This is a genomic window from Clostridium sp. AF27-2AA (assembly GCF_003478505.1).
Lineage (GTDB): Bacteria > Bacillota > Clostridia > Lachnospirales > Lachnospiraceae > Brotaphodocola.
Window position 1 is genome coordinate 13,498 of record NZ_QUFI01000007.1, and the last position, 22,954, is coordinate 36,451.

At 48.2% G+C, this 22,954-nt stretch carries 18 protein-coding genes; 14 read left to right on the top strand and 4 right to left on the bottom strand.

Annotation, left to right across the window (positions count from 1 at the left end; translation table 11 throughout):
• Window positions 1–37: 37 nt before the first annotated feature.
• The 3 genes from DWY84_RS05470 to DWY84_RS05485 all read right to left on the bottom strand — a co-directional run bounded on the left by DWY84_RS05470 (window position 38) and on the right by DWY84_RS05485 (window position 1,621).
• Window positions 38–307 carry a transposase domain-containing protein gene (locus DWY84_RS05470; RefSeq protein WP_243024771.1) on the bottom strand — a complete coding sequence of 90 codons (270 nt, stop codon included), beginning with the start codon at window positions 305–307 and terminating at the stop codon, window positions 38–40.
• Window positions 308–696: 389 nt separating this feature from the next.
• Window positions 697–1,125 (bottom strand): hypothetical protein, encoded by a 429-nt coding sequence (locus DWY84_RS05480; RefSeq protein ID WP_118531570.1) that lies wholly within the window; start codon window positions 1,123–1,125, stop codon window positions 697–699.
• A 124-nt stretch (window positions 1,126–1,249) separates the two neighbouring features.
• A complete protein-coding gene (locus DWY84_RS05485; RefSeq protein WP_118531572.1) occupies window positions 1,250–1,621 on the bottom strand; it encodes a hypothetical protein in 372 nt (123 codons plus the stop codon).
• A 325-nt stretch (window positions 1,622–1,946) separates the two neighbouring features.
• Here DWY84_RS05485 and DWY84_RS05490 point away from each other — a divergent pair, with 325 nt between their 5' ends.
• The 13 genes from DWY84_RS05490 (at window position 1,947) to DWY84_RS17560 (ending at window position 20,984) form a co-directional block, all read left to right on the top strand.
• Entirely contained in the window at window positions 1,947–3,425 is a 1,479-nt protein-coding gene (locus tag DWY84_RS05490; RefSeq protein WP_118531574.1) for a TIGR02677 family protein, read from the top strand.
• 5 nt (window positions 3,426–3,430) lie between these two features.
• Window positions 3,431–4,612, top strand: coding sequence for a TIGR02678 family protein (locus DWY84_RS05495; RefSeq protein WP_118531576.1), 1,182 nt, complete (start codon window positions 3,431–3,433; stop codon window positions 4,610–4,612).
• Window positions 4,609–8,679 carry a TIGR02680 family protein gene (locus tag DWY84_RS05500; protein ID WP_118531578.1) on the top strand — a complete coding sequence of 1,357 codons (4,071 nt, stop codon included), beginning with the start codon at window positions 4,609–4,611 and terminating at the stop codon, window positions 8,677–8,679. Before DWY84_RS05495 ends, DWY84_RS05500 begins: the two co-directional genes overlap by 4 nt.
• Complete coding sequence (locus DWY84_RS05505) at window positions 8,669–9,985, top strand: TIGR02679 domain-containing protein (RefSeq protein ID WP_182434922.1); 1,317 nt, start codon at window positions 8,669–8,671, stop codon at window positions 9,983–9,985. Before DWY84_RS05500 ends, DWY84_RS05505 begins: the two co-directional genes overlap by 11 nt.
• A gap of 4 nt (window positions 9,986–9,989) precedes the next feature.
• On the top strand, window positions 9,990–13,940 hold the full coding sequence (locus DWY84_RS05510; RefSeq protein WP_182434923.1) for an AAA domain-containing protein: 3,951 nt from the start codon (window positions 9,990–9,992) through the stop codon (window positions 13,938–13,940).
• Entirely contained in the window at window positions 13,913–14,335 is a 423-nt protein-coding gene (locus DWY84_RS05515) for a hypothetical protein (protein ID WP_118531584.1), read from the top strand. The genes DWY84_RS05510 and DWY84_RS05515 overlap by 28 nt, the downstream gene beginning before the upstream one ends.
• Before the next feature lie 90 nt (window positions 14,336–14,425).
• Window positions 14,426–14,875: a HEPN domain-containing protein gene (locus DWY84_RS05520; protein ID WP_118531586.1), complete on the top strand. Its 450-nt coding sequence runs from the start codon at window positions 14,426–14,428 to the stop codon at window positions 14,873–14,875.
• A gap of 17 nt (window positions 14,876–14,892) precedes the next feature.
• Window positions 14,893–16,284, top strand: coding sequence for a ParA family protein (locus tag DWY84_RS05525; RefSeq protein WP_118531588.1), 1,392 nt, complete (start codon window positions 14,893–14,895; stop codon window positions 16,282–16,284).
• Complete coding sequence (locus DWY84_RS05530) at window positions 16,262–17,731, top strand: hypothetical protein (RefSeq protein ID WP_147354282.1); 1,470 nt, start codon at window positions 16,262–16,264, stop codon at window positions 17,729–17,731. The genes DWY84_RS05525 and DWY84_RS05530 overlap by 23 nt, the downstream gene beginning before the upstream one ends.
• Before the next feature lie 476 nt (window positions 17,732–18,207).
• Complete coding sequence (locus DWY84_RS05535) at window positions 18,208–18,897, top strand: LytTR family DNA-binding domain-containing protein (RefSeq protein ID WP_118531592.1); 690 nt, start codon at window positions 18,208–18,210, stop codon at window positions 18,895–18,897.
• Window positions 18,898–19,123: 226 nt separating this feature from the next.
• Complete coding sequence (locus DWY84_RS05540; protein ID WP_118531594.1) at window positions 19,124–19,534, top strand: TIR domain-containing protein; 411 nt, start codon at window positions 19,124–19,126, stop codon at window positions 19,532–19,534.
• A 110-nt stretch (window positions 19,535–19,644) separates the two neighbouring features.
• A complete protein-coding gene (locus DWY84_RS05545; RefSeq protein WP_118531596.1) occupies window positions 19,645–20,211 on the top strand; it encodes an NUDIX hydrolase in 567 nt (188 codons plus the stop codon).
• The gene (locus DWY84_RS17560) at window positions 20,208–20,984 is read left to right on the top strand and encodes an NUDIX hydrolase (protein WP_207665123.1); all 777 of its coding nucleotides are present in this window, start codon (window positions 20,208–20,210) and stop codon (window positions 20,982–20,984) included. Before DWY84_RS05545 ends, DWY84_RS17560 begins: the two co-directional genes overlap by 4 nt.
• A gap of 13 nt (window positions 20,985–20,997) precedes the next feature.
• On the opposite strand, the gene DWY84_RS05555 is transcribed toward DWY84_RS17560, so the two are convergent.
• Complete coding sequence (locus tag DWY84_RS05555) at window positions 20,998–21,228, bottom strand: hypothetical protein (protein WP_118531598.1); 231 nt, start codon at window positions 21,226–21,228, stop codon at window positions 20,998–21,000.
• 327 nt (window positions 21,229–21,555) lie between these two features.
• Between DWY84_RS05555 and DWY84_RS05560 the strand changes: the two genes are divergently transcribed.
• Complete coding sequence (locus tag DWY84_RS05560) at window positions 21,556–22,881, top strand: MATE family efflux transporter (RefSeq protein ID WP_347560772.1); 1,326 nt, start codon at window positions 21,556–21,558, stop codon at window positions 22,879–22,881.
• Window positions 22,882–22,954 lie beyond the last annotated feature (73 nt).

Here is a 22,954-nt window from a genome sequence, read left to right on the forward strand (position 1 = left end):
GTACCATCCAAAGCGAAACCCCGCATAGCTGCGGGGTTCAAGACTTCTTATAACGACTTGGACATTTTTCCTGAATTCCTGGTGCCCAGGGAAGCAGTTCATCCAGAAAGCTTAAATTTGTGTTATTCATATGTTTGGGAATTTCGGTGAGAAGCAGTTCTAAATACTGGTATACATTTAGGTAGTTAGCTTTTGCTGTTTCAACCAGGCTGTAAATCATGGCGCTGGCACGAGCACCATTAGAAGACTCAATTAGCACGAAATTTTTTCCGACCGCTGGTGAATGGACGGATGGCCTGTTCAGCATAATTGTTATCCATTGGGATATCACCATCTGTTAAGAAAGTTTGAAGATATGGCTCCTGGTGGATGCTGTATGCCAGAGCCTTTCCAATGGTACTGTTGTGGGTGACTTGGTTGTATTTTAATTTCACCCACTTGAAATAAGCGTCAACTTTTTCTGTAAGAATAAGCTGTCGCTATTTTAACCGATCATCTAATGGCAGATCATCAAATCCATTGTCGATGTGAAGCATTTCTGTGATCAGTGAATAAGCTTTATGGGCAATGGTGCCGTCTGCCGAACCTTTGATTGATTTGATGAAATCAGCGAAAGGTCTGCGTGCGTGAATCCAATAGCCGCCAATAACCAGATCAGGGCGCTCTTTACTGGGTTTGTGATACACCTGGTAACCATCAGGAAAGAGCCTGATTAGTTCTTCTTCCGAAAGAGAATGCTCGATAATTCGGGCCGGAAGTCCATCCAGGTCCGCATCTCTTTTTCCAAGCGTTTTTTTTACGACGGTATGAGGCAATGATTACTTCTGTGATTTCTGGTTCGGAGGCATTTTCATCAGCAGTCATTTCGGCTTCATTAAAAGAATCGAACAGAGTGAGTTGTCCTTCTGTGAGATTACTTTCGGCCTGTCGACCGAAGTGTCGCTGGTTCATGATACGGATCTGTTCAGTTAGAAGTTCTATCTGGTGGTTTGTATCAGCAAGCTGAGTGTTTGCGGTATCAAGCTGGGATTGTACAGAAGCAAGCTGATCTTGCAGGGACGCAACGATAATAATGAGAGCTTCCCGGTTAAGATTATTCGGTTGATCTTCAGAAAGAATCATCATAAGTTGCCTCCGTTAGTGCTATTACATGTCATTATTATAGCAAAAAAAGTTGTGTGGCGAATTAAAATGGGGAAAAGAACCGTGAAATTGCCTATGAATAGAACGCTGCATATGTCATTGTAGATTAAGCATGGCGTACCGCCTTGATCAGTGTATGCAGGAAATCTTCTGAGATGCCGGAGTCAACTGTAATGGTAATGCCATTTATTGTGATGGTAGCTGTTGTACGAATTGTGCGAATCATGCAAACTGGAGTGCTTGATTCTGTTGGAACCGAAGTGCGTTCAGAGTTTGGAAAAGCTAAAGGAACGATATCAGGAAGCACCCGTCTGGAGAGATATTCTTTGACAAGATGTTTCCAGTAATTGTAAGCATGGACTGAAAGATGATTTTGTTCGCACCATTGTTTTACTGTTAAGCCACTGGCTTTCTGCTCAGAAAAGCAGGTAATCCATTCGTTTAGATGGAGTTGATGTGTCTTCGTTTTAGCGTTCATGAGAAATACCTCCAATTGAGTGATTTGGGCTGCGCGAATTGCGCAGGGATTTCGCTTTTAAGAAAAAAGATCCCCATTTTGCCAATGGTTTATGAGGCAAAACAGGGACTACCAATACGGAATAAAAAATTATAGTTTTTTATGTAAAAACAATCATATATAAAATTCCGCAAAAAATCAAGTGGTTATCGGATAAAAGAGAAAGATGAAACTTTCAAAAAATAAGAAATTTACAAAAACCTCTTGCGCCTCCACCCCCCTCCCGCTATAATAAAATCTAAAGCTATCTATATCCATGGATTACATACCGAGGAAGACACGTAAGATGAATATCACAGAAAAAATCACTGTGCCGCTGATTGAATCACGGTACCTGAGCGCGGAAAACGCGGACAGGTATCGTTCAATCATGCGGCTTTTTTATTTGTATTATGAGAAAATGCGTTACTGGCTTTATCAGGAAGAAATTTTTGAGGAATTGAAGGCGGAGCCGTATTTTGCGGATTACACGATGGAGCAGTGCCGGCAGGACTTAAATGCCCTGGTGGGGTGGAGAAATTTGTCTACGCTGCAGGATACCAGAAATGTGAAGAGCATTGAGGCGTTTAAGAACAAAAATTTCCGCTATCAGATGACGGAGTATTCCGTAGAGATTGAGCGTATGGTGGTACGGCTTGAGAACCTGTTTGTGGAGGGAGCTTCGCTGGAACCGGCGCTTCTGGACCGGCTGCGCATACAGATTGGAAAGCTGGAGGAGACGGCTGCGCTGGAAAGTGACCAGGTGCATGTCTGGTGGAATGATCTGAACCATGACTTTATGCGGCTGAACCAGAACTATCAGGATTATATGCGGGAATTAAACAGTGTCCGGGCGGAAGAACTGATGCGGACACAGGAATTCCTGGTGTTTAAGGACCGGCTGATTGATTATCTGCGCAGCTTTGTGCAGAGCCTTCAGATGAATGTGGGTAAGATTGAGCAGCATTTAAAGAAAGCGGATCCGCAGATTGTTGCAAAGCTTCTGGATAAGGTGACGCAGTTTGAACTGTCTGTTCCCAGAATGGATGTGGAAGTGAAGGAAGAGCAGATCCGGGAGCGTATGGAAGGGCGGTTTCAGAGCATTCGCAGCTGGTTTGTGGGAGGCGCCGGGGAGGAATCGGAGGCGGCGAAGGTGTTTGATACTACCAATGAGATTATCCGGAAAATTACCCGGTATGCCGCGCGGATCAGTGAAGCCGGAAACAGAGGAGCAAACCGGCGGGAGGAGTATCAGAAGCTGGCGTCCCTGTTCGCAAAGTGCAGGGATATCCGGGAGGCGCACTGCCTGTCCGCCATGGTGTTTGGGATAGAAAAGCCTGTTCATCTGAAAGGAGATTTTAAAAGAGAGACGGACAGCATCAACAGCGGTGTTTATGAGGAAGAGCCGCTGCGCGTGACCATTGCGCCCCGGGTGCGGAATTATAAGGAAAAAGCGAAACGCAGTGTGATTGCGGACCGTTCGAAAGAAAAGCAGGAGGCCAGGGATGCGGTCCTGCAGAGAGAACGGAAGAACCGGGATCTGCTGCAGGAGTATATCAAAGACGGGCGGCTTATTTTCGCGGAATTGCCTGTGCTGGAGCCCTATGTGCGGGATGTATTTCTGCTTTGGCTGTCTAAGGCACTGGAAAATAAGTCACGGACGGCAAAGACGGAGGATGGGCGGTATTATACTGTGGAGGAGCGGGAACCTGGAAAACGCTGTGTTTTGCAGTGTACGGATGGAACCTTTTCCATGCCGGTGTTTACGATCATATTTGAGGAGTAAAAGTGATGAATGTATTGGAGACCCTGTTGAACCGGCGCTGGATCTTAAAATCAAGGGACCGGGAGCTTTATTATCAGGTTCGCGATGAACTGGACAGCGTGAAAAAATTTCTGACGGAAAAGGTGGGATACCAGGTGATCGTGAATCCGTATCTGATCCGGGTGGAGAAGATACCGGCCAAGGCCAGGCCCTGGATGGGAATCCGCCAGTTTCAGGATCCGCTGCAATATGTGTTTTTATGCCTGATCTTAAGCTTTCTGGAAGTGCGGGAGGCGGGAGATCAGTTTGTTTTGTCGCAGCTGACGGATTTTGTGCAGGCACAGTGCCGGGAGGTGCAGATTGACTGGACCTCCTATACCCACAGGCGTCATCTGATCCGTGTCCTGAAATTTTGTGTCAGTGAGGGAATGCTGGAGATTGATGACGGCACGGAGGACAGCTTTATGCGCAGTGAAACCGGTGAGGTTCTTTACCGGAACACAGGGGCAAGCCGTTATTTTATGCGGAATTTTACGCGGGATATTATGGAATACCGGGGAATGGAAGATTTTGAAACCGATGAATGGATCGATGTCAACACGGACCGCGGTGTGGCGCGCAGACAGCGCGTATACCGCAGATTGCTGATGAATGTGGGAGTATACCGGACCTCGGAAGCAGACGAGGATTTTAACTATATCCGGAATTATCAGGGCAGAATATCAGATGAACTGGAAGCGCTTCTGGGCTGCGAACTGCAGGTTCACCGGGGAAGCGCGTATCTGGTTGAGGGCGAGAGCGCCAATCTGGGACATTGTTTTCCGGAAGAAAAAACAGTGGGAGATATTGTGCTGTTATGCTGCTCTCTGATCCGCAAGAAAGTGGAAGCCGGAACCTGGAAGCTTCAGGCGGATGAAAGTATTCTGGTATCGCGTGCGGAACTGACCGGGCTTTTAGAAGAGTGCCGTCGCAGGTATGGGGCTGGATTTGTGAAAACTTACCGGGATATGACGCCGGGAGAGTTCTGTGAGGCAGTTCAGGGTTATCTGGAGGAACTGGATTTTATTGCCCTGGATGCTGGAGATGTGGCTGTGGCGCGTTCGCTGACCGGACGGGAACAGGATCGGGTGAGAATCTTTCCTGTGGTCGGAAAAGTATTGGGACAATATCCTGTGGATTATAATGGGGAAGAGGAGACAGAGGAATGAACAGCAGATGGCAGATGAACCGGATTGGCCTGATTGATTTCTGGTATTATGATGAAGAAGAGTTTGCTTTTGCGGATGGAAGGATGCTGCTGCGTGGTTCCAATGGTTCTGGAAAATCCGTTACCATGCAGAGCTTTATCCCGCTGATCCTGGATGGAAATATGCGCCCGGAGCGACTGGATCCATTTGGCTCCAGGGCAAGAAAGATGGAAAATTATCTGTTAGAAGAGGGCGATGAGCGGGAGGAACGGACGGCATATCTGTATCTGGAGCTGAAGCGCAAAGAGGGGAATAATTACCTGACGATTGGGGTCGGACTGCGTGCCCGCCGTGGAAAGAAGCTGGATACCTGGTATTTTTACATCAGTGATGGAAGGCGGATTGGCAGGGATTTTTTCCTTTATAAGGATGTGGACCAGAAGATTGCCTGTACCAGGCTGGAGCTGCGCAACCGGATTGGTGAGGGCGGGCGTGTCATGGACAGCCAGAGCGAATATATGGACGCGGTGAACCGTCTGGTATTTGGATTTGAATCGGCAGAGAAATATAAGGAGATGACGGATCTGCTGATTCAGCTGCGTTCTCCGAAGCTCTCCAAAGATTTTAAGCCATCGGTGCTCAATGAGATTCTGAGCAATTCTCTTTTGATGCTGTCTGAGGAAGACCTGCGTCCGATGTCGGAAGCAATCGAAAATATGGACGCGCTGAAAACCAACCTGGATCACCTGCGGGAGAGCCTGAAGGCAGCAGGCCAGATCCGGCGGGTTTATGATCAGTACAATCAGGCAATGCTGTGCCAGAAAGCGAAGGGCTATGTGGCGGAGCTGCAGAAACAAAAGGAGTACAAAGCGCTGGCGGAATCCTGTGAAACAGAGATTCATGAGATGGAGCAGGAGTGTGAACACCAGAAGGAACGGCATGCAGCTCTGACCGAGGAGGAACAGATTCTGCGGGAGCAGCAGGATTCTCTGAATGCCAGTGACGCGGTGCGTTTAAAAGAACAGGAAACGGAGCTTGTCGCTCAGATTTCGGAAGGACAGACCCAGGAACAGAAGAAGCAGAAGCAGGAAGAGGAAAAGAAAGCACGGTGGCAGGAGCTTGACTACGGATTCAAAGAGCTTGCCCAGAAGAACGAACTGGAACTGGATAAGTTAAACGAGATGCTGGATGAGACCGAAGAGCTTATGGAGGAGCTGCCCTTTGACGAGGCTTCCTTCATGGCCCGGGACCTGCGGGAGAATCCGGAGCGGGAGTATGATTTTGACGGTCACCGGAAACAGCTGGAGGTGTACCGGAAAAGAGTAGAAGAAGGAATCGAAATCCTACAGGAAGAAAAACAGTGCCGGGAACGTTATGACCAGCGGCTCGCGGAGGTGGACCGCAGGCGGGAGGAACGGGACCGGGCTGAGCGGGAACGGATTCAGGCAGAGCAGCTTCTGGAGCAGAAGAGAAGTGAACTGACGGAGCAGTATTACAGCTGGAGCCGGGGCAATGCGGAGCTTTCCCTGACAGACGGAGTCCTTCAGTCACTGACCCGGGCGGTGCATCAGTTTGACGAGGATTCTGATTATAATGAAATCCGGGAAGAGGTGCGCCGGGAAGCGTATGGACGGGAAGACCAGATCCGTGAAATGCTGCAGGCTGAGAGACAGAAGCAGACGGAAGTCTGTCAGGCCCTGGAAGCAAAGCAGGATGAGCTGGAACAGGTTCGGAATCAGAAGGAACTGGAACCGGAGAGAAGTTCTGCGGTGGAAACAAACCGGAAACGGCTGAAAGAACTGGGAATTCCATGCTATCCGTTTTATGAGGTGGTGGATTTTGACCCGGGCATGGACGCGCAGGCCTGCGCGCGTCTGGAAGAAGCGCTGGAACAGATGGGAATTCTGGATGCGCTGATTGTGCCGGAGGAATACCGGGAGCAGGTGCTTGCCACAGATCCGGGGATGTGTGACCGGTATCTGTTTGGGGATGGAAAGAAGACCGGTGAGAGCATTCTTTCCTGCTTTTCCGTGGATAATCCGCAGCAGGATATTCTTTTATACCAGCAGATCGCGCCGGTGCTGGAGCAGATTGGCTTTCAGATAAGCAGTGCCGATACCTGGGTCGGGGCAGATGGTCATTACCGGATTGGCGTACTGGAAGGCACGGTTGCCGGGCAGCAGGAGGCACGCTATATTGGAGCCGGGACCCGGGAGCGTTACCGGCAGCAGCGTATTCAGGCGCTGGAGCAGGCGTGCGCGGTCTTGACAGCGGAGAAGGAACAGGCAGATGAACGGGTTAGAAGCCAGGAATCGCGACTGGAAAAGCTGAAGCTGGAAATGGAGACATTTCCGGACGGAGCGGATCTGAAGGAGACTGCAAAGGCATTTGGAAAGGCGGTTCTGCTGGCTTCCCGCATGGAAGAACTGGTGAAGCAGGCCCGCGAGAGTCTGGATGAAGCCGGAAAACAGTTAAATGAAGTGAAAATCCAGGTTGTAGAAATCTGTGAAAAGGCGTATCTTGCGCCGAGACTGGATCTGTTCCGGGAAGCGGGGGAGACCATTTTGCAGTACCGGGATCTGCTTGGCCGGATTCAGATCAGTCATCACGCCTACCGGAATGGCTGCGCGGCACTCAGAACCCAGCAGGCTTCCCTGGAGGAAGCGGATGCGGATCTGGATGATATCCGTTATGATCTGGCAGATATCCGCAGAAAGCTTTCCGGCCTGAAGGAACGTCTGGAGCGTGTCCGCAGTCAGCTTCAGATGACCGATTATGAGGAAATCCGGGAAACCCTGGATCACTGTGTGCAGCGGTTAAGCCAGATCCCGGCGGAGAAGGAGCAGGCAGTCAGTAGTCAGGCAACCCTGAGAGCCAGAATCACACAGAAGCAGAAGGAGGACCGGGACAATGCCGCAAGGTTATTGGAGAGCCGGGAACGTGTGAAAATTCTGGAACAGGATTTTCGCGGAGAGTACGAGCTTGGCTATGTTCCGCGTCAGTTTGCGGTAACAGAGGATCTGGCCGATCAGGCGCAGAAGGTGGTCCGGCAGATTGGAGGAAATGCTTCGCTGCGGGAGCTTTCCGATTGTCACAGTGCGCTTCAGGAAAAATATCACGAAAACCGAGGATATCTTCTGGATTACGCGCTGCAGATGAAGCCCATCCTCGACCGTGAGGAAAAAGCAGGGATTCCATCATCCAGGCGTATTGACCTGGTGGGCAGGTACCGCGGCGTGGAGATGAAGTTCCCGGATCTCATTGGAAGGCTGGAAACGGAGGCAGAAGAGCAGGAGCGGCTTTTGAGTGATAAAGACCGGGAACTGTTCGAGGATATTCTGGCAAATACCATCAGTAAAAAGATTCGCTCCAGGATTCATGAGAGCAATGCCTGGGTAGAGCGCATGGATCAGCTGATGGGACAGATGAAGACATCCAGTGGCCTGAAGCTCAGCCTGAAATGGAAGAGTCTTCGCGCGGAAAACGAGGATCAGCTGGATACCAGGGATCTGGTGGCGCTGCTTCAGAAGGATGCTGAGATTATGCGGGAGGAAGAAGTGGAGCAGCTGTCACGGCATTTCCGTTCCAAGATCGCGGAGGCGCGCAGACAGGCAGAACAGGGCGATTCGGCCCTTTCGTTCCATGCCGTGATGCGGGATATTTTAGATTACCGGAAATGGTTTGAGTTCAGGCTGGAATATCAGAAGACCGGGGAAGTGAAAAAGGAACTGACCGACCGGGCGTTCTTTACCTTCAGTGGCGGCGAAAAAGCCATGTCGATGTATGTGCCGCTGTTTTCAGCCGCAGTGGCAAAGTATAAGGGCGCAAGAGAAGACGCGCCGAGAATCATTTCGCTGGATGAGGCCTTTGCGGGTGTGGATGAGACCAACATTCGCGATATGTTCCGCCTGATGGTAGATTTTGAGTTCGATTTTATCATCAACTCCCAGATCTTGTGGGGAGATTATGAGACGGTTCCGCAGCTTGCGATCTATCAGCTGGTGCGTCCGGAAAACGCGAAGTTTGTTTCCGTGATTCCGTACCAGTGGAATGGAAAGGAGCGTGTGCTTCAGACCGATGCAGAGTAAAGAAAAACTTCTGGAGGAGTGCGTCAGCTATCTGCGGGCACGGCCGGTGTTTGACCGTGTCCTCCGCCAGGTGCGGGAAAAAGCAGAGAGCCTTGGCCATATCGGGGGAAAGACGATCATTTCCATCCGGTCCGGGGCGGAACGGGACCAGCTGGAGGGATTTTTCCAGAAAAATCTTCATGGAAAAAAACAGCTGACGGTTTCCGTGGAGCTTCTGGAGCGGGCATTGGCAGACAGCCGCTTTGCGGCTCTTTCCTGGGATGAGATTTTATGCGCGTATTTTGGCGGTCCATTCATTGGAAAAAAGGAGCAGCGGGAGAGGGAAGAATCTGACCGGAATGATTTTTTTGCGCAGTACGCAGACCCATCAGGAGATATAGGGGCAAGATTTCTGGCAGAAATATTAAGCGGGGAGTGCGAGGGGCGCAGCCTGCTGTACGCGCAATACCGGGCAGACCAGGAATTGCTTGGGCAGCGGCTGCGCGTTTTGATACATGCCTGTGACAATCTGCCGGCAGACCGCGGGCTTGCTCAGGCCTTGCCGGTTTTTGCCGCGGAAATCAGCGGAGATCCGCACTATTTTGATGAAGGAACCACAACGGACAGGCTTTTGCGGCTGTTTATTCAGAAGCATTATGGGATAAAACGCCAGCCATCCTATTCGGATACAGAGTGGAAAGCGCGGATTTTATATCGTGCCGGTATTTTGAAGGATGACCTGTCCAACACGGTATTAATTTATGGAATCCAGGCATTTTTACAGGATGGGACAAGGCATAGCGGAATGGATGGATTTTACCGGATGCGGGAGCCGCTGCAGTGTACGCTTCAGACCCTGTATCGTCTGGAGCGGGTTTGCGGCGGGAAAGATGTATATGTAGTAGAGAACCCGGCAGTATTTGCGGTGCTTTCCAACCGTTATCCCGAAACAGCGTTTGTCTGTACCAATGGACAGCTCAGATTGTCAGCGCTGATTCTTCTGGACCTTCTGAGCCGGGAGAGCAGGCTGCATTATGCCGGGGATTTTGATCCGGAGGGACTTGGCATAGCCCAGAGACTGAAGGACCGGTATGGCAGCAGGCTGGAATTATGGGAATATAAGCCGGAATACTACCTCCGGGCCAGATCAGCGGAAAATCTCCCGGAAGAAACGATTTCGCCGGAGCGCATGAAAAAGCTGGATAAGCTGAAAGATGCAGAACTGGTAAAAATAGCGGATCTGATCCGGCAGTACGGAAAGGCTGTGTATCAGGAGACGATGCTGGAATGGGCGTATAGAAATGAATCAGAACTTCAAGAGGGGTGAAAACATGCTAGCAAATTTAACCACAGATGAAAAAGACGCAATCAAAATTCTCGATTACTGGTTCATCATGGAATTTTTAAACCAGCAGAGCCTGAAAAAATATAAGGAGAAAGAAACGAGTGCATTAACATATAAAAAACAGCTGCTGGAAGGCAGAAAGAAGCGCCCGAATAAGAAGGTAGAGGATTTTGTTTGGTTTAAGCCGGGAGATACGCTTCGGACTTTGGTGAAAGCGGAATCAGAGGCCATGCGGCTTCCGGTATGGAGTGATTTTACGGTTTTTGTGGGCTGTATGAGGAAGGAAGTATGCATCCAGAACATAGCGCAGAATGTGGAATGGGCTGGTCAGGAACCGGAAGAAAACTATGATGAGATAGCCCTTGCGTCATTAAAATTTTCGAAAGATGGCAGCTATGTCGCGGATTCACTGTCGATATCTCCTTTGGCATGGGCAATGAAACGGTTATCCGGAGGTACGGCCAATGCCAGTCAGAAACTGGCAGTGTCAGAGTATAACTCCGAGGTCAGAGAGCTTGAGGATCAGATCAGCAGGTTATTTGAACCGATAGAAGAAGGGGATTTGGCATCGGAATTAAAGGAATCCTGTGCTGTCTCTGATACGGTTTCTTATGGTTTGTTAAAACAGATAGAGAATATGGTTCTGGAGGCGCTTCATTTAAACGTATCTGAGACGAGAGGATCATTTCTTACCGTTTATTTCAAATTGTATGCGTCAGAGAATGAAATCGAAGAAGAAGAGAATGAAATAGGTCTTCATATGGATTTTTATTCGGAAGATCTTGCGATGGCTGCGGATGGGATTCGGAATCATAGTTTTACAGAGGGTAAGAAAAAGCTTCTTCTTGATTATATTTTGGGCCTTTATCGTTACGGCATAGATTCTGAAAAGAAACCCCATCGACTTGATGTTGTGAAACCGCAAAAGGAAGAGGAATTATATCAGTTTATGCGGGATACCCTTACGGCGAAAAAGGCGCCATTAGGGAAATGGCCTTCTCGTTTTATGCCGGTTTTGATGCAGCAGATCGCTGTAAATCTGGCAACGGATGAGGATGCAAAGCTGCCGGTATTTTCCGTGAATGGACCGCCTGGAACGGGCAAAACCACGCTGTTAAAGGAAATTATTGTCAGCAATATCATTGAGAAAGCAAGGCTTCTTGCGGAGTACGCGGATCCGGATGAGGCGTTTGATGACTATTCTTTTCAGCATGGCAATGGGCCGGGAAATTCCTATAATCAGTGGGTGAAAAAATATCACAGGCTGAAGAATAAGAAAATTTCCGGGTACAGTATTCTGGTGGCATCCAGCAACAATACTGCTGTAGAAAATATCACCAAAGAGCTGCCGCTTGAGGAAAAAATCATAGGGGATCTGGCTTCGTCAGAAAAGAATGATGGGCCGAATGATGCTGCCCTGGATGAACTGACAGGGTTATTTACTGTGTCTGAAAGCAGAGAAACGCTGCCGTTCAAACAGAAAATCTGGGAAGAATATACAAATGAAAAGGGCGAGAAAAAGGCGCGTTTAAAAGAAATTGTAATGGACGAGCCGGATATTTATTTTTCCAGATTTGCGACAGATCTTTTGAATGATGAGATTGGAAAGCAGGAGAAACAGCAGGCCTTTGGGCTGATATCAGCCTCACTGGGTAAGAAAGCGAATATCGATAAAGTGGAAAAGAACGTCATTGTTCCACTTCTGGAAGTTATGAAGAGAAATGATGATGTAATAAAGAGAAAGAGAACATATCTCGCTGCGAGGGAACGGTTTGGTTCACAGCTTTCTTTCGTGTTAGATCTGCGAGCAAAATTGGATCAATTGTCCGATCAGGAGAAAGAATTTACCAATGTTTCAAAAAGGGCAGGGGAAAAGAAGCATCAGGCAGAAATTCAGCGGAAGAAACAAACTCAGCAGTTATCTGAACTTGACAGAACGGTTGCAAAACAGCAGGAAAACATAGGCCGGCTCAACGATGAAAAGAAGAAGATTGAGACAAAAATCACCGGCATCCGTGCCGTTTGTGCGGACCTGGAGAATAAAATAGCATTACAGCGAGAAAATATTGCCGCTGCCCAGACAAGAATAGATACGCTGCAGAAGAGTGTCTCTTTGTTTGGAAAGCTTTTTAAATCATCCAGATATAAGGAAGCTCAGGAAGGCATCACACAGGCATCTGCAATGCAGGAGCAGTATTTGCTGCAGATGAATGAACTGAATCAGGAACTGAATGATGAAAACGGGAAACTGCCTGCTTCTCAGGATGAGATAGACAGCCTGGAAACGGAAATTTACGAGAATGGCAGAAAACTGAAAGAATTTCAGGCGAAACGGGCAGCAATTGAGGCGGAGAGACAAAGATTAGAAACGGAGCTTGCTGCTGCGGACAGGAAAGTGAAAGAGCAGAAAAAACTTCTTGAGAAAGCAAAATTGAGTTATCAGAGCCGGGATTCTTATGAGCGTGGCTTTGTTTTGGAGCGTCAATTTATCAAAGATGTTTTGTCATCGGATATGGATGTCTCAACAAAGGCGCAGCTTAGAAATCCATGGATTTCAGAGCACTACAATCGGGAACGTGAAAAACTGTTTTTATATGCGCTTCAGATGACAAAGGAATTCATTCTTGGATCGAATAAGTGCAGAGATAATTTTAAGCATCTGGACTGCCTCTGGAGCGGAAGCTATGGCGATGCGGATCCGGTGAGGTTTGTAGATGATGACCTGCAGGCGTGCACGACTGCGGTCTATGAGACGCTGTTTTTACTTATCCCGGTTGTATCCTCTACATTTGCGTCTGTACAAAGATTATTAAAAAATGTCAAAGAGGATATCATTGGAACGCTGATTGTGGACGAGGCCGGACAGGCTTCTCCTCATATGGCGATTGGCGCGCTTTGCCGGGCTGGAAAAGCGGTAATTGTGGGGGATCCGAAGCAGGTGGAGCCTGTTGTTACGGATGACCAGGATGTGCTGAAGCAGACGTATACAGAGGATATGTTTAAGCTCTATGCGGATAAGACAAACTCCGTTCAGCGTTTTGCGGATCTTATGAATCCATACGGAACCTATCTTGAGAATGACCAGGGAGCACAGGAGTGGGTAGGCTGTCCGCTGCTGGTGCACAGAAGATGTATTGCTCCGATGTATGATATTTCCAATGACATTTCTTATAACAATATCATGAAACAGCAGACCGCCCAGCCTAAGGCGGAGAAGCTGGCCACATTCATAGCCGCGCAGTCGCAGTGGATGAATATAAGCGGAAAAGAAGCGGGAAGAAAGAGACATTTTGTGAAGGAACAGGGCGATAAAGTGATCGAAATGCTGGAAACCGCTTTTTCAAAGAATCCGTCTCCGGATCTGTTTATTATAAGCCCGTTTACAACTGTGGTATCGGGAATTAAGGATTATGTGAAGAAGTATGCAAAAGCCTGTCAGAACAACCACAGGGAGAGTGTTCTGCTGAAGTATGAGCCGTCACTTTCTGGCTGGCTGGACAAAAATGTGGGAACGGTACACCGGTTTCAGGGAAAAGAGGCTGCGGAGGTCATATTCCTGCTCGGCTGCGATACATCATCGGATGCCGGGCCGGCAATCCGGTGGGTCAACAATAACATTGTAAATGTAGCTGCAACACGGGCAAAATACAGGCTCTATGTGATTGGTGATATTCAGGCATGGAAGCAGTCAAAATGCGTCAGCAGGGCGAAAGAGATTATAGACACCTATGCGTTTGAAGGCCTGGATCGCGAATTACAGAAAGCGCAGCCGGATCAGGAAAAACTGAAACATTTATGCCTGCAGATTCCGGGAGGAACAACATTCCCGGCTCAGCATGAGCAGGGCGAAAGCGAAGAAGAGGAAGAATATATCCCATCAACGGAGGAAGTGATTGGCGAATTAAGCAGATGCAGGAATGCTTTGCAGACGCGTTAAAGCATTATTTCCCGGATCATCAAATGCGGGGAATGCGGACTGCCGGTTCTCCGGATCAGCGGATCCGGTGTCTGAAAGATGCCAGTCCGGAAGAATTTACACTTGGCTGGTACTCGACCTTCATTAAGTATAAGAAGAATAATCTCGGCAGTATTATGGCTCAGCTTGGTTATGAGGTATATGACCGGCAGTGGTGGGACGATTTCCGGGCAAAATTATTCGAATGCAAAAACCGGCGAAACGACTGCTGTCATACAAAATTGTTCCGGTGGGAAAATCTTGAAACCTTGCTGAAGACCATATTTGCGGCATCGGAGTCAGAACATCATAACCGGATTGATGGGCTGATCTATGAGAGTAAGGTTGGATTGCTGATGAAGGAGGGGGAGAGGTAGGAGTAAATGATATATAGATACAAATTTACAATTGTACATAAAACATATTCGTTTTATAATAAACATATTATTTCATTCGGAGGATAAGACATGGCTGGCAGCGGCAATAATACCCGAAATCCACAAAATGCAAACGACAACTATCCGGCGGCAGCGTTACGGCATTTTCATGATGCGGAGATTCTGAGAGATGCAGATGCGTATGAAAATGCTTTGTGTCATTATGCATTCTCAGTAGAATGCGCGCAGAAGGCATTGTTATACTGGAAATATCAGTTGAGGCCGTCTGCGCATGGCATAGATAAGGACTGGACACAGGTTTCTTCTCTTCTGAATGCCTGGGCCGCTATAGATAGCGGACTTGCTTCTGCAATGCCCATAGGTATAATGCCGCCAAAACTCTACAAGGATCATCCATCAAGACGATATCAGCGGTGCTTTGATGTTACGGAGCAGGAGATGGCTGATTGCCAGGCATTTGCCCAGAGTATGGAGCAGGTGATTATGAATATGCTAATGGATGGGCTTATAACAATATGAGGCAGGAGGGCGAATAGTTGGTCAGTTTTGAGAATGCATTGGATACAGCAAAGAGCAGGATCGCGAGATGGAATGATTTTGCCGGACTGGATGAAGTAAATCTTGTGCGGGATGCAAAGGGACGGATTTCTGTTTATGTGGTACCGCAGAATCATTATACAGTGGCAGAAAACAGTGTGGATGTGTTGAAAAATGATCTGACGACAAATATAGGTGGATTCTTTTCAGACACGATATTTGTAGAAGGAGCAGAAGACTGGACGAAGGATTTGTTTGGTAAGATTCATGAATTGCGTGTGGAGGATCAGGATCCGCCGTCTGGGGCAAATACGTCTGTAAAGTGGTATGTGGTAGAACGTGGAATTGCAAAGAAAGCATGGATTCAATGCTGTCAGAAGGAACAGGCAGCGTGGCCTTATGGAGATACGCAGCCAGACGCTTCAGAAGTGCTGCCTAAGATTGTAACCTTTTTCTCTTATAAAGGTGGCATGGGAAGAACAACAGCGTTAACGGCAGTGGCATTGGAATTGCTGAGACGAAAGAAGAATGTCTTAATGCTTGACACAGATCTGGAAGCACCGGGATTATCAACCTTCTTTTTCCCAGCTGATGATGCGGGCTATATTAGAAAAGGAACGGTAGATTATCTGCAGGAAAAGAGCATGAATCCGAACACTCCGATGAATATGTCAGACTATATTATTCCTCTGACCAGTCCTGTTTATATGGAGAATGGTATGGGTAATCTGTATCTGGTAAGCGGAGGAAAACTGAACGATGAGTTTTTGCTGAAGCTTGCAAGAATAGACAGTCAGGAATTGGTGGGAGAAAATTTAAAAAAGAATTTGGTTCAGCTTCTGAAGGATTGCTGTGAAGCTTTGAAGGGCAGCGGTGGAATTGATTATATCTTGATTGATTCCAGAGCGGGCTTTCATGATATGGCCGGAGTGGTTACGGCACAGATTCCTCATGGCATAGTGCTTTTTGGAAAAGACAGTTTCCAGTCGTGGTTTGGAATTCAGCAGGCGGTACGAACCATTGCAACAAGTCAGGCTGACAAGCCATTTGCGATTATGGTGGACAGTGCTTGCGGAGTGAATGGAATTGTGTCTGAGGAAGAAAAAGAACACTTTCGGCAAAAGTCCTATGAAGTATTTTGTTCAGATTATTATGACAACGATATGCAGCCAGGAATCCGGGCCAGCAGAGAAGCTCATGATCCAGTGTTTGTTCGGTACATGCCTGCTTTGTCGGGGGATATTCCGTTATATGACGAGAATAGAACAGAAGATTTGAAAACCCAGTTGTCTGATCAGCCTTATCGGGAGATAGCAGAACGGATCATGGAACGGTTTGGGGAAGCTCAGGAAGGAGATGCGGAAAACAGTGGACAGGACAGTTTTGCTTGAAACATTTGAGCAGCTTGGTGGAACAACCGAATATGAGATGGAGGATATCCGCAGTTTCCTGCAGGTAAAGCAGTATCAGGAATTGCAGGATCCTACAAAGTTCCTGATCGTAGGCGGACGAGGTGCGGGAAAGACCAGGGTATTTAAGACATTTGTGGGTGAAGATGGATTTCGTCGTGTAATCGGAGCTGGAATTTATTTTAACAGGCCAAATTATAAAAATACGGATGTTTTGGTGGGGTATTCGAAGGAAGATAACAGTTTGCCAAATCAAAATGTTTTAGGAACTCTTCAGGAAGATAAGGACACAATGGCATTCTGGGTGGGGGCTATTGTATTGAAGCTGTTAGCCTTTTTTGCCAATGATACGGAAGTTTGTACAGTGGCAGAAGAGTTTTTTTCACAGCAGGAATTGGAATTGTTTGAAAAGAAAACCACATTAAAATCGCCGGGCAAATGGCTTTCGCTTTATCAGGAACACCCGGAAAACTGGGAAAATTTTCTGGACGAGGTGGATGAAATTCTTGCGCGGAGAGATCGTTGGCTAATTATGGCATATGATCAGATTGACCGAATCAGTCCGGACCATGATATCATGTATTCTTATATCCGTACATTAATCATGTACTGGTTCTCGGTCAGCACACGCTGGCGCAGGCTGAAATGCAAGGTCTTTATCCGTACAGATTTGCGGAACTCAGAAAGCCTGCAGTTTCCGGATGCATCAAAACTGGGAAGCCGGCAGATTGATTTAAGCTGGAATACGCTTTCTTTGTACCGTCTCCTGATTCGTCGGCTTGCCAATGCAAAAACGGAGGAGCAGACACGGGAAATGATAGAATATATGTCAGCAGTTCCGGGGCTGGTTCAGGAGAATCCTTCTGTTGGTTATCTTCCGACGGAAGAGGAAGAAATCATCAGAAGATTTATTATTTATCTGATAGGACGTTATATGGGAGCATCTCCGAAAAAGGGAGACAGTTATTCCTGGGTACCGAATCATCTGCAGGATGCCAATGGAGACCTGGCACCGAGATCTTTTTTAAAGTGTTATGCCTGTGCTGCTAAGGTGATGCTGCAGAATCCTAAGACGCAGTCAACAACAGCTTTATTGACGGCATCTTCCATTCAGGGGGCAGTTCAGGAGGTATCCGCAGATCGTGTGGCTGAATTGAAAGAGGACTTTCCGTGGCTGGAAAACTTGAAGACGGTTCTGGAAGGAGAAACATTGCTGATGCCGGGGATGGAGTTCAGAAAGAAGATGAAACAGCTTCTTGATATGGATACGAAAGTGAAACCTCCTGTTAGAACGGTTGAAGAATTAATGAATCTGCTGATGTCTTTGGGTATCATACAGAAAAACACGGATGAAAGAATCAACATGCCGGAAATCTATCTGCATGGATTTGGCTTGCGCCGAAAGGGTGGATTACGGAGACCGAAATAGGAAAAATTATCCATCAAGACGATATCAGCAGTTTTGGGGAGAAGCAGTGGATATTATGGCAATATATGGTAAAAAAATAATTCGTCTGTTTTAACGAAATCAAAATCCAGAGAACTGATTGCCCTGGATGGAGAACTTTGCGACTTTAAAGATGGAGAGGCGAACAGCTTCCGGATCTGGCTGGAGATGAAGGAATCCGGAGAAAATCTGCTTGGTTATATGGTTAAAAGCGGAATTGAAGGTCTGGAAAAGAAGAATGGAATCGGAGAGAATGAGATTTCACAGGGTACACTGTGACAAAATTTCATCAATGCCTATGGCAAAAACAGCCATGGAATCCCCGTTTCTCCGTTGCTTCTTTGTGCGAACTTCTGAATCTTTCAAATACGTTTTACAAACATATTTCCCTCTAGTATAATGAGTTCGTTTAATTAATAAGGTACGTGATTTTCATTGGGGGAGAATAAGGATACAGTATGAGAAATGCGTTAATTTTTGATGATAATAAAATTTTGGCAGAGCTTGTGCAGATGAAGGTGGAGGCCCTGTTTAGAAAGTACGGTCTGGAATTTGAAGTGGACCGCATGAGCAGACTGAGTCAGCTGGAGGCGTGTGATAAAACTTATCAGCTGGCATTTATGGATATTGTGCTGCCGGAGCAGGACGGAATTGATATTACAAGACAGTGGAAGAATTCCGGACGTTTTGAGGAAGTGGTTTTTGTATCCGCATATGATGATAAGGTGTTTGCTTCTTTTGACACCAATCCGCTGTATTTTGTAAGAAAAACGAATCTGGATGAGGATCTGGAGCAGGCAATCATTTCCTATAAAAGAAAGATTTCCGCAACGCAGGTGATTGTGCCGGAGGGCGCGAAGTACCATGTGTGGGATGTGAACGAGATTATGTATCTTGTCAGCCGGAACCATTATATTGATGTATATATGGCCAATGGCAATAAGCCTCTGATTCGCGGCAAGCTGGATGACATCGAGAAGATTCTGCAGGATTACAATTTTGTACGGGTTCAGGTCAGCTATCTGGTCAATCTGAAATACGTAGATGCGGTTAAGAGCCAGATGATCCGCTTAAAGAACGGCGAGACATTCCGTATCAGCCCGAAATACCGCGAGAAGGTGGCATCCCGTATGGAGGCTGGCTGGTAGAAGGCTCTACCGGGTAAGTCCGGGAAGCTGTTCTGAAACGAATGTTGTCCGTTTCTGGACACTGGCAAAAGGTGACAAATAACAGGAAAAGTTGACAGTGAGGTGTCTCTTTTCGGAAAACTACAGTAAAATAAAGGCATTACATTACAAAAAGACAGTCTGAAAAGAGCTGTCTTTTTCCGTTCATGGAAGCAGCATTCTTTTCAGCAGGTTAGGGGGGATGATAATGCCGGTACTGAAAGACAGACATGTTGTGATCAGCCGTGCGAGAAATGGCCGTGAAATTTACGATACGGTGTGTGAGTGGCTGAATACAACGAATTATTTTAAGTGGACCGATGATTCGGTGAGTTACAACAATGAACTGGAAGAACTGGACCGAAAACGTCGGATGCTTCTCCTGCGCCGCAAGATTTCGGAGTGCGGCTGCGTGGTACTTTTCGCGGAAATGTATGGGAATTATAAAGAGTGGATTGATCTGGCAATCGACATTGCCAACGAAATGCACAAGCCACTGATTGGTGTCCGGGACTGGGATGCTTCTCCTGTGCCAAAGCGGATGCAGATCAACTGCCGGGTAACGGTAAAATGTGAGCGCAACGCCATTGTAGCGGCGATTCAGGAGTATTGCCTGTAAAAACGGTAAGAGCTGCCGTGCCAGAATTTTCTTGCGTTCTCTCTGCCTTCTCCGTATAATGAAAGTATTTAAAGTGTTAAATTTGTAACTGGGAAGAGGAGGCAGTCTGGATGGAGAAGAAACGGGATATGGCCTGGAAGGTGCTGAACCGGAAAATTGTGTTTCAGGATACCTGGGTGCAGCTGGAGGCATCGAGCTGTGAACTGCCGGACGGGCGGATTATTGAGCCTTTCTATATTCACCGGGATCCGAATTTCGCGGTTGTAGTAGCGGTGACAAAGGATCAACGTCTGGTGCTGGTGCGCCAGTACCGCCATGGCGCGGAGAAGGTGCTTGTGGAGCTGCCGGCCGGCGCGATTGAAAAAGAGGAGGATCCTCAGGCAGCAGCCGCGCGGGAGCTTCTGGAGGAGACCGGGTACAGGGCCGGAAAGCTGGAGTTTCTGATGAAGACAGCGCCGAACGCAGCCAATTCTACAGCATATGCTTACTGCTATCTGGCAACGGATACAGAGTGGGCGGCGAAGCAGCATCTGGATGAGATGGAAGATGTGGCGGTGGAGTTCATGGATTTAAAGGATGTGCGAAGGGCATTGCGGGATGGCGTGTTTGAACAAGCTGTACATGTGGCGGCCCTTTACGCGGCGTTAGAAATTCTGGCCGGGAGGAATAACGGATGAATCTCTCAAAAGAAGATCAGGAATTTGTGAAAACCTACGATGATTCCAAATACGCAAAGCCGTCTGTGACAGCAGATATGGTGATTTTTGCCCGTGGCAGTGAAGAGGAACATCTGGAGGTGCTTCTGATTCAGCGCGGTCGTCCGCCGTTTCGCGGCCAGTATGCGCTGCCGGGCGGCTTTGTAAACCCGGATGAGTCGGTGGACGATGCTGCCGCGCGGGAACTGAAAGAGGAGACGGGCGTGGACTGTGGATGCCTGGAGCAGCTGCGCACGTTCAGCACGCCGGGGCGGGATCCGCGGCGCTGGGTGATTACCTGCGCGTATCTGGCTCTGGTTGAGAAGTCGGAAATTACTGTAAAAGCGGGAGATGACGCAAAGGCGGCAGAGTGGTTTTCGGTAAAGCTGGAGCGGCTGCCGGATGCGAGTGGGCCGGGCGAGAAGGCCGGGAATAGAAGAAAAGAAGAATTGTGGCAGGTTCACCGCTGGGTACTGGAACTTTGTGGGAAACAGGAAATGATCCGCATTCCGTTTCGTTCGGAACAGCTGCCAGGGCAGCTGGAACCGCGGTTACAGTTAGAAACGGAAGAGCACGGGCTTGCCTTTGATCATGGTCTGATTCTGGCATACGCAGTAATGAGGCTTTCCAGGGCTGCTCATAATTCATTGTCATGCCGCCAGAACAGCGGTCCCAGAAGCCGAATCAATGCTGCGCCGCTGCTGTCAATCAGCACGTCGGAGAAGCGTCCGGCGCGGCCGGGTACGAACAGCTGATGAAGCCATAAGATTACCGCATGGCTTCTGAGATTTCCTTCCACAGTTCAATATCTTCGGAACTGAGGCGCATATTGGTGACAAGTTCCTGGCCGTCCGGGGAGGTGACTTTGAATTCAAAAATGGTACCCTCCTGGATGCCTTTTCTCACGATTGCGTTTAAAAAGAGCGGGAATTTCGGATGGTGTGCCGCAAAGCGGGACCAGGCATTTTTCATTTTCATTAATTTCATCGGATTGATCATGGTGTCTCACTTTCTTATATTAAAGATTCTTTTATCAGATGGTGTCTTTTTGCTGCTCTTTGGAGCGCCAAACTGCATTCCCTAGTATATCCCAGATTTGTTTCTGTGAAAAGTAATACTTGTAAATTCACGGCAAAATATGTATCATAAAAGTTACTGTACACGGGTAGGCATTTTCTGAACTGAAAATGCCGTATGATATCGTGGTGGCAGCAGATTTTGCCGATTTGGAATGCGAAGCATCGGCAAAATCCGTTGCTGTTTGCGCAACGCGTGAACAGTAACTCATAAAAATTATTGAAACAAAGAGAAACAGAGGATAAGAGAATGGGAATGTTTTCACGGAAAGATATGATCCGTCTGTTTGGCCCGCTTTTGGTGGAGCAGCTTCTGGCTGTTTTGGTGGGCATGGCGGATGTGGTGATGGTAGCGGCTGTTGGAGAGACGGCGGTTTCCGGCGTGGCGCTGGTGGATTCCATTAGTGTGCTGGTGATTCAGGTGCTTTCGGCTATGGCAACCGGAGGCGCGGTGGTCTGCTCGCAATATATAGGAAAGAAAAAGCCGGATCAGGCTTGCCGGGCGGCAGGACAGCTGGTGCTGATCACAGCGGCGCTTTCGCTTCTGATCGCGGCGGTGGCATTTATCGGAAACCGGCATCTGCTGCGGCTGATCTTCGGTTCGGTGGAGACGGCGGTCATGGACAACGCGCAGACATATTTCTGGTTCACTGCCATGTCGTATCCGTTTCTAGCGCTTTATAATTCCGGGGCGGCGCTGTTTCGGTCTATGGGCAATTCCAAGGTGTCCATGAAGGTTTCCCTGGCAATGAATGCCATCAATGTGGCGGGCAATGCTCTTTGCGTGTTCGGGCTGCATATGGGAGTGGAAGGTGTGGCAATTCCTACGCTGGTTTCCCGTATGTTTGCGGCGGTGGTCATGGTGATCCTGGTGCGGAATCCGAAAAACAGCATTCGGGTGGACCATCTGGGGCAGATGATTCCGCAGCCGGATATGATCCGGAATATTCTGGCGGTGGGAATTCCGAGCGGTCTGGAAAACGGCATGTTCCAGTTTGGAAAGATCGCGCTGCAGAGCCTGGTTTCAACGCTTGGCACGGCATCCATCGCGGGTTACGCAGTGGCCACCAACCTGGTGACGTTTCAGTATCTGCCAGGTGTGGCATTGGGACTGGGGCTTATTACCATTGTGGGGCAGTGTGTGGGCGCAGGTGAGCCGGAGCAGGCAAAGTTCTACACGAGAAAGGTCATTGCGGTCAACTATGGCCTGCTGCTTGTGATCTGTACCTGCATGGCAGTTTTCCGGAGCCGTGTGGTGGAAATTTATAACCTTTCCCCGGAGGCATCGGTTCTGGCACAGAAACTTTTGCTGGCGCATTCCTGCGGCATGGTGCTCTGGCCGCTGGCTTTCGCACTGCCGAATACGCTGCGTGCCGGACTGGACGCGAAGTTTACCATGATGGTTTCGGTATTTTCCATGTGGGTGTTCCGCATCGGACTGGGCTATGTATTTGTCAAGGGACTTCACATGAGCGTGATGGGAATCTGGTACGCCATGTTTGTAGACTGGATCTTCCGCCTGGTGGTATTTGTATGGCGGTTTCAGGGATTTTCAGCGCGGGTGCGTCAGGTGTGAGAAGACTGCAGTTTACAGGTGGGATTTTTCTGGACTGAAAATTCCGTATGATACAGTGATGGAAGCGAGAAGG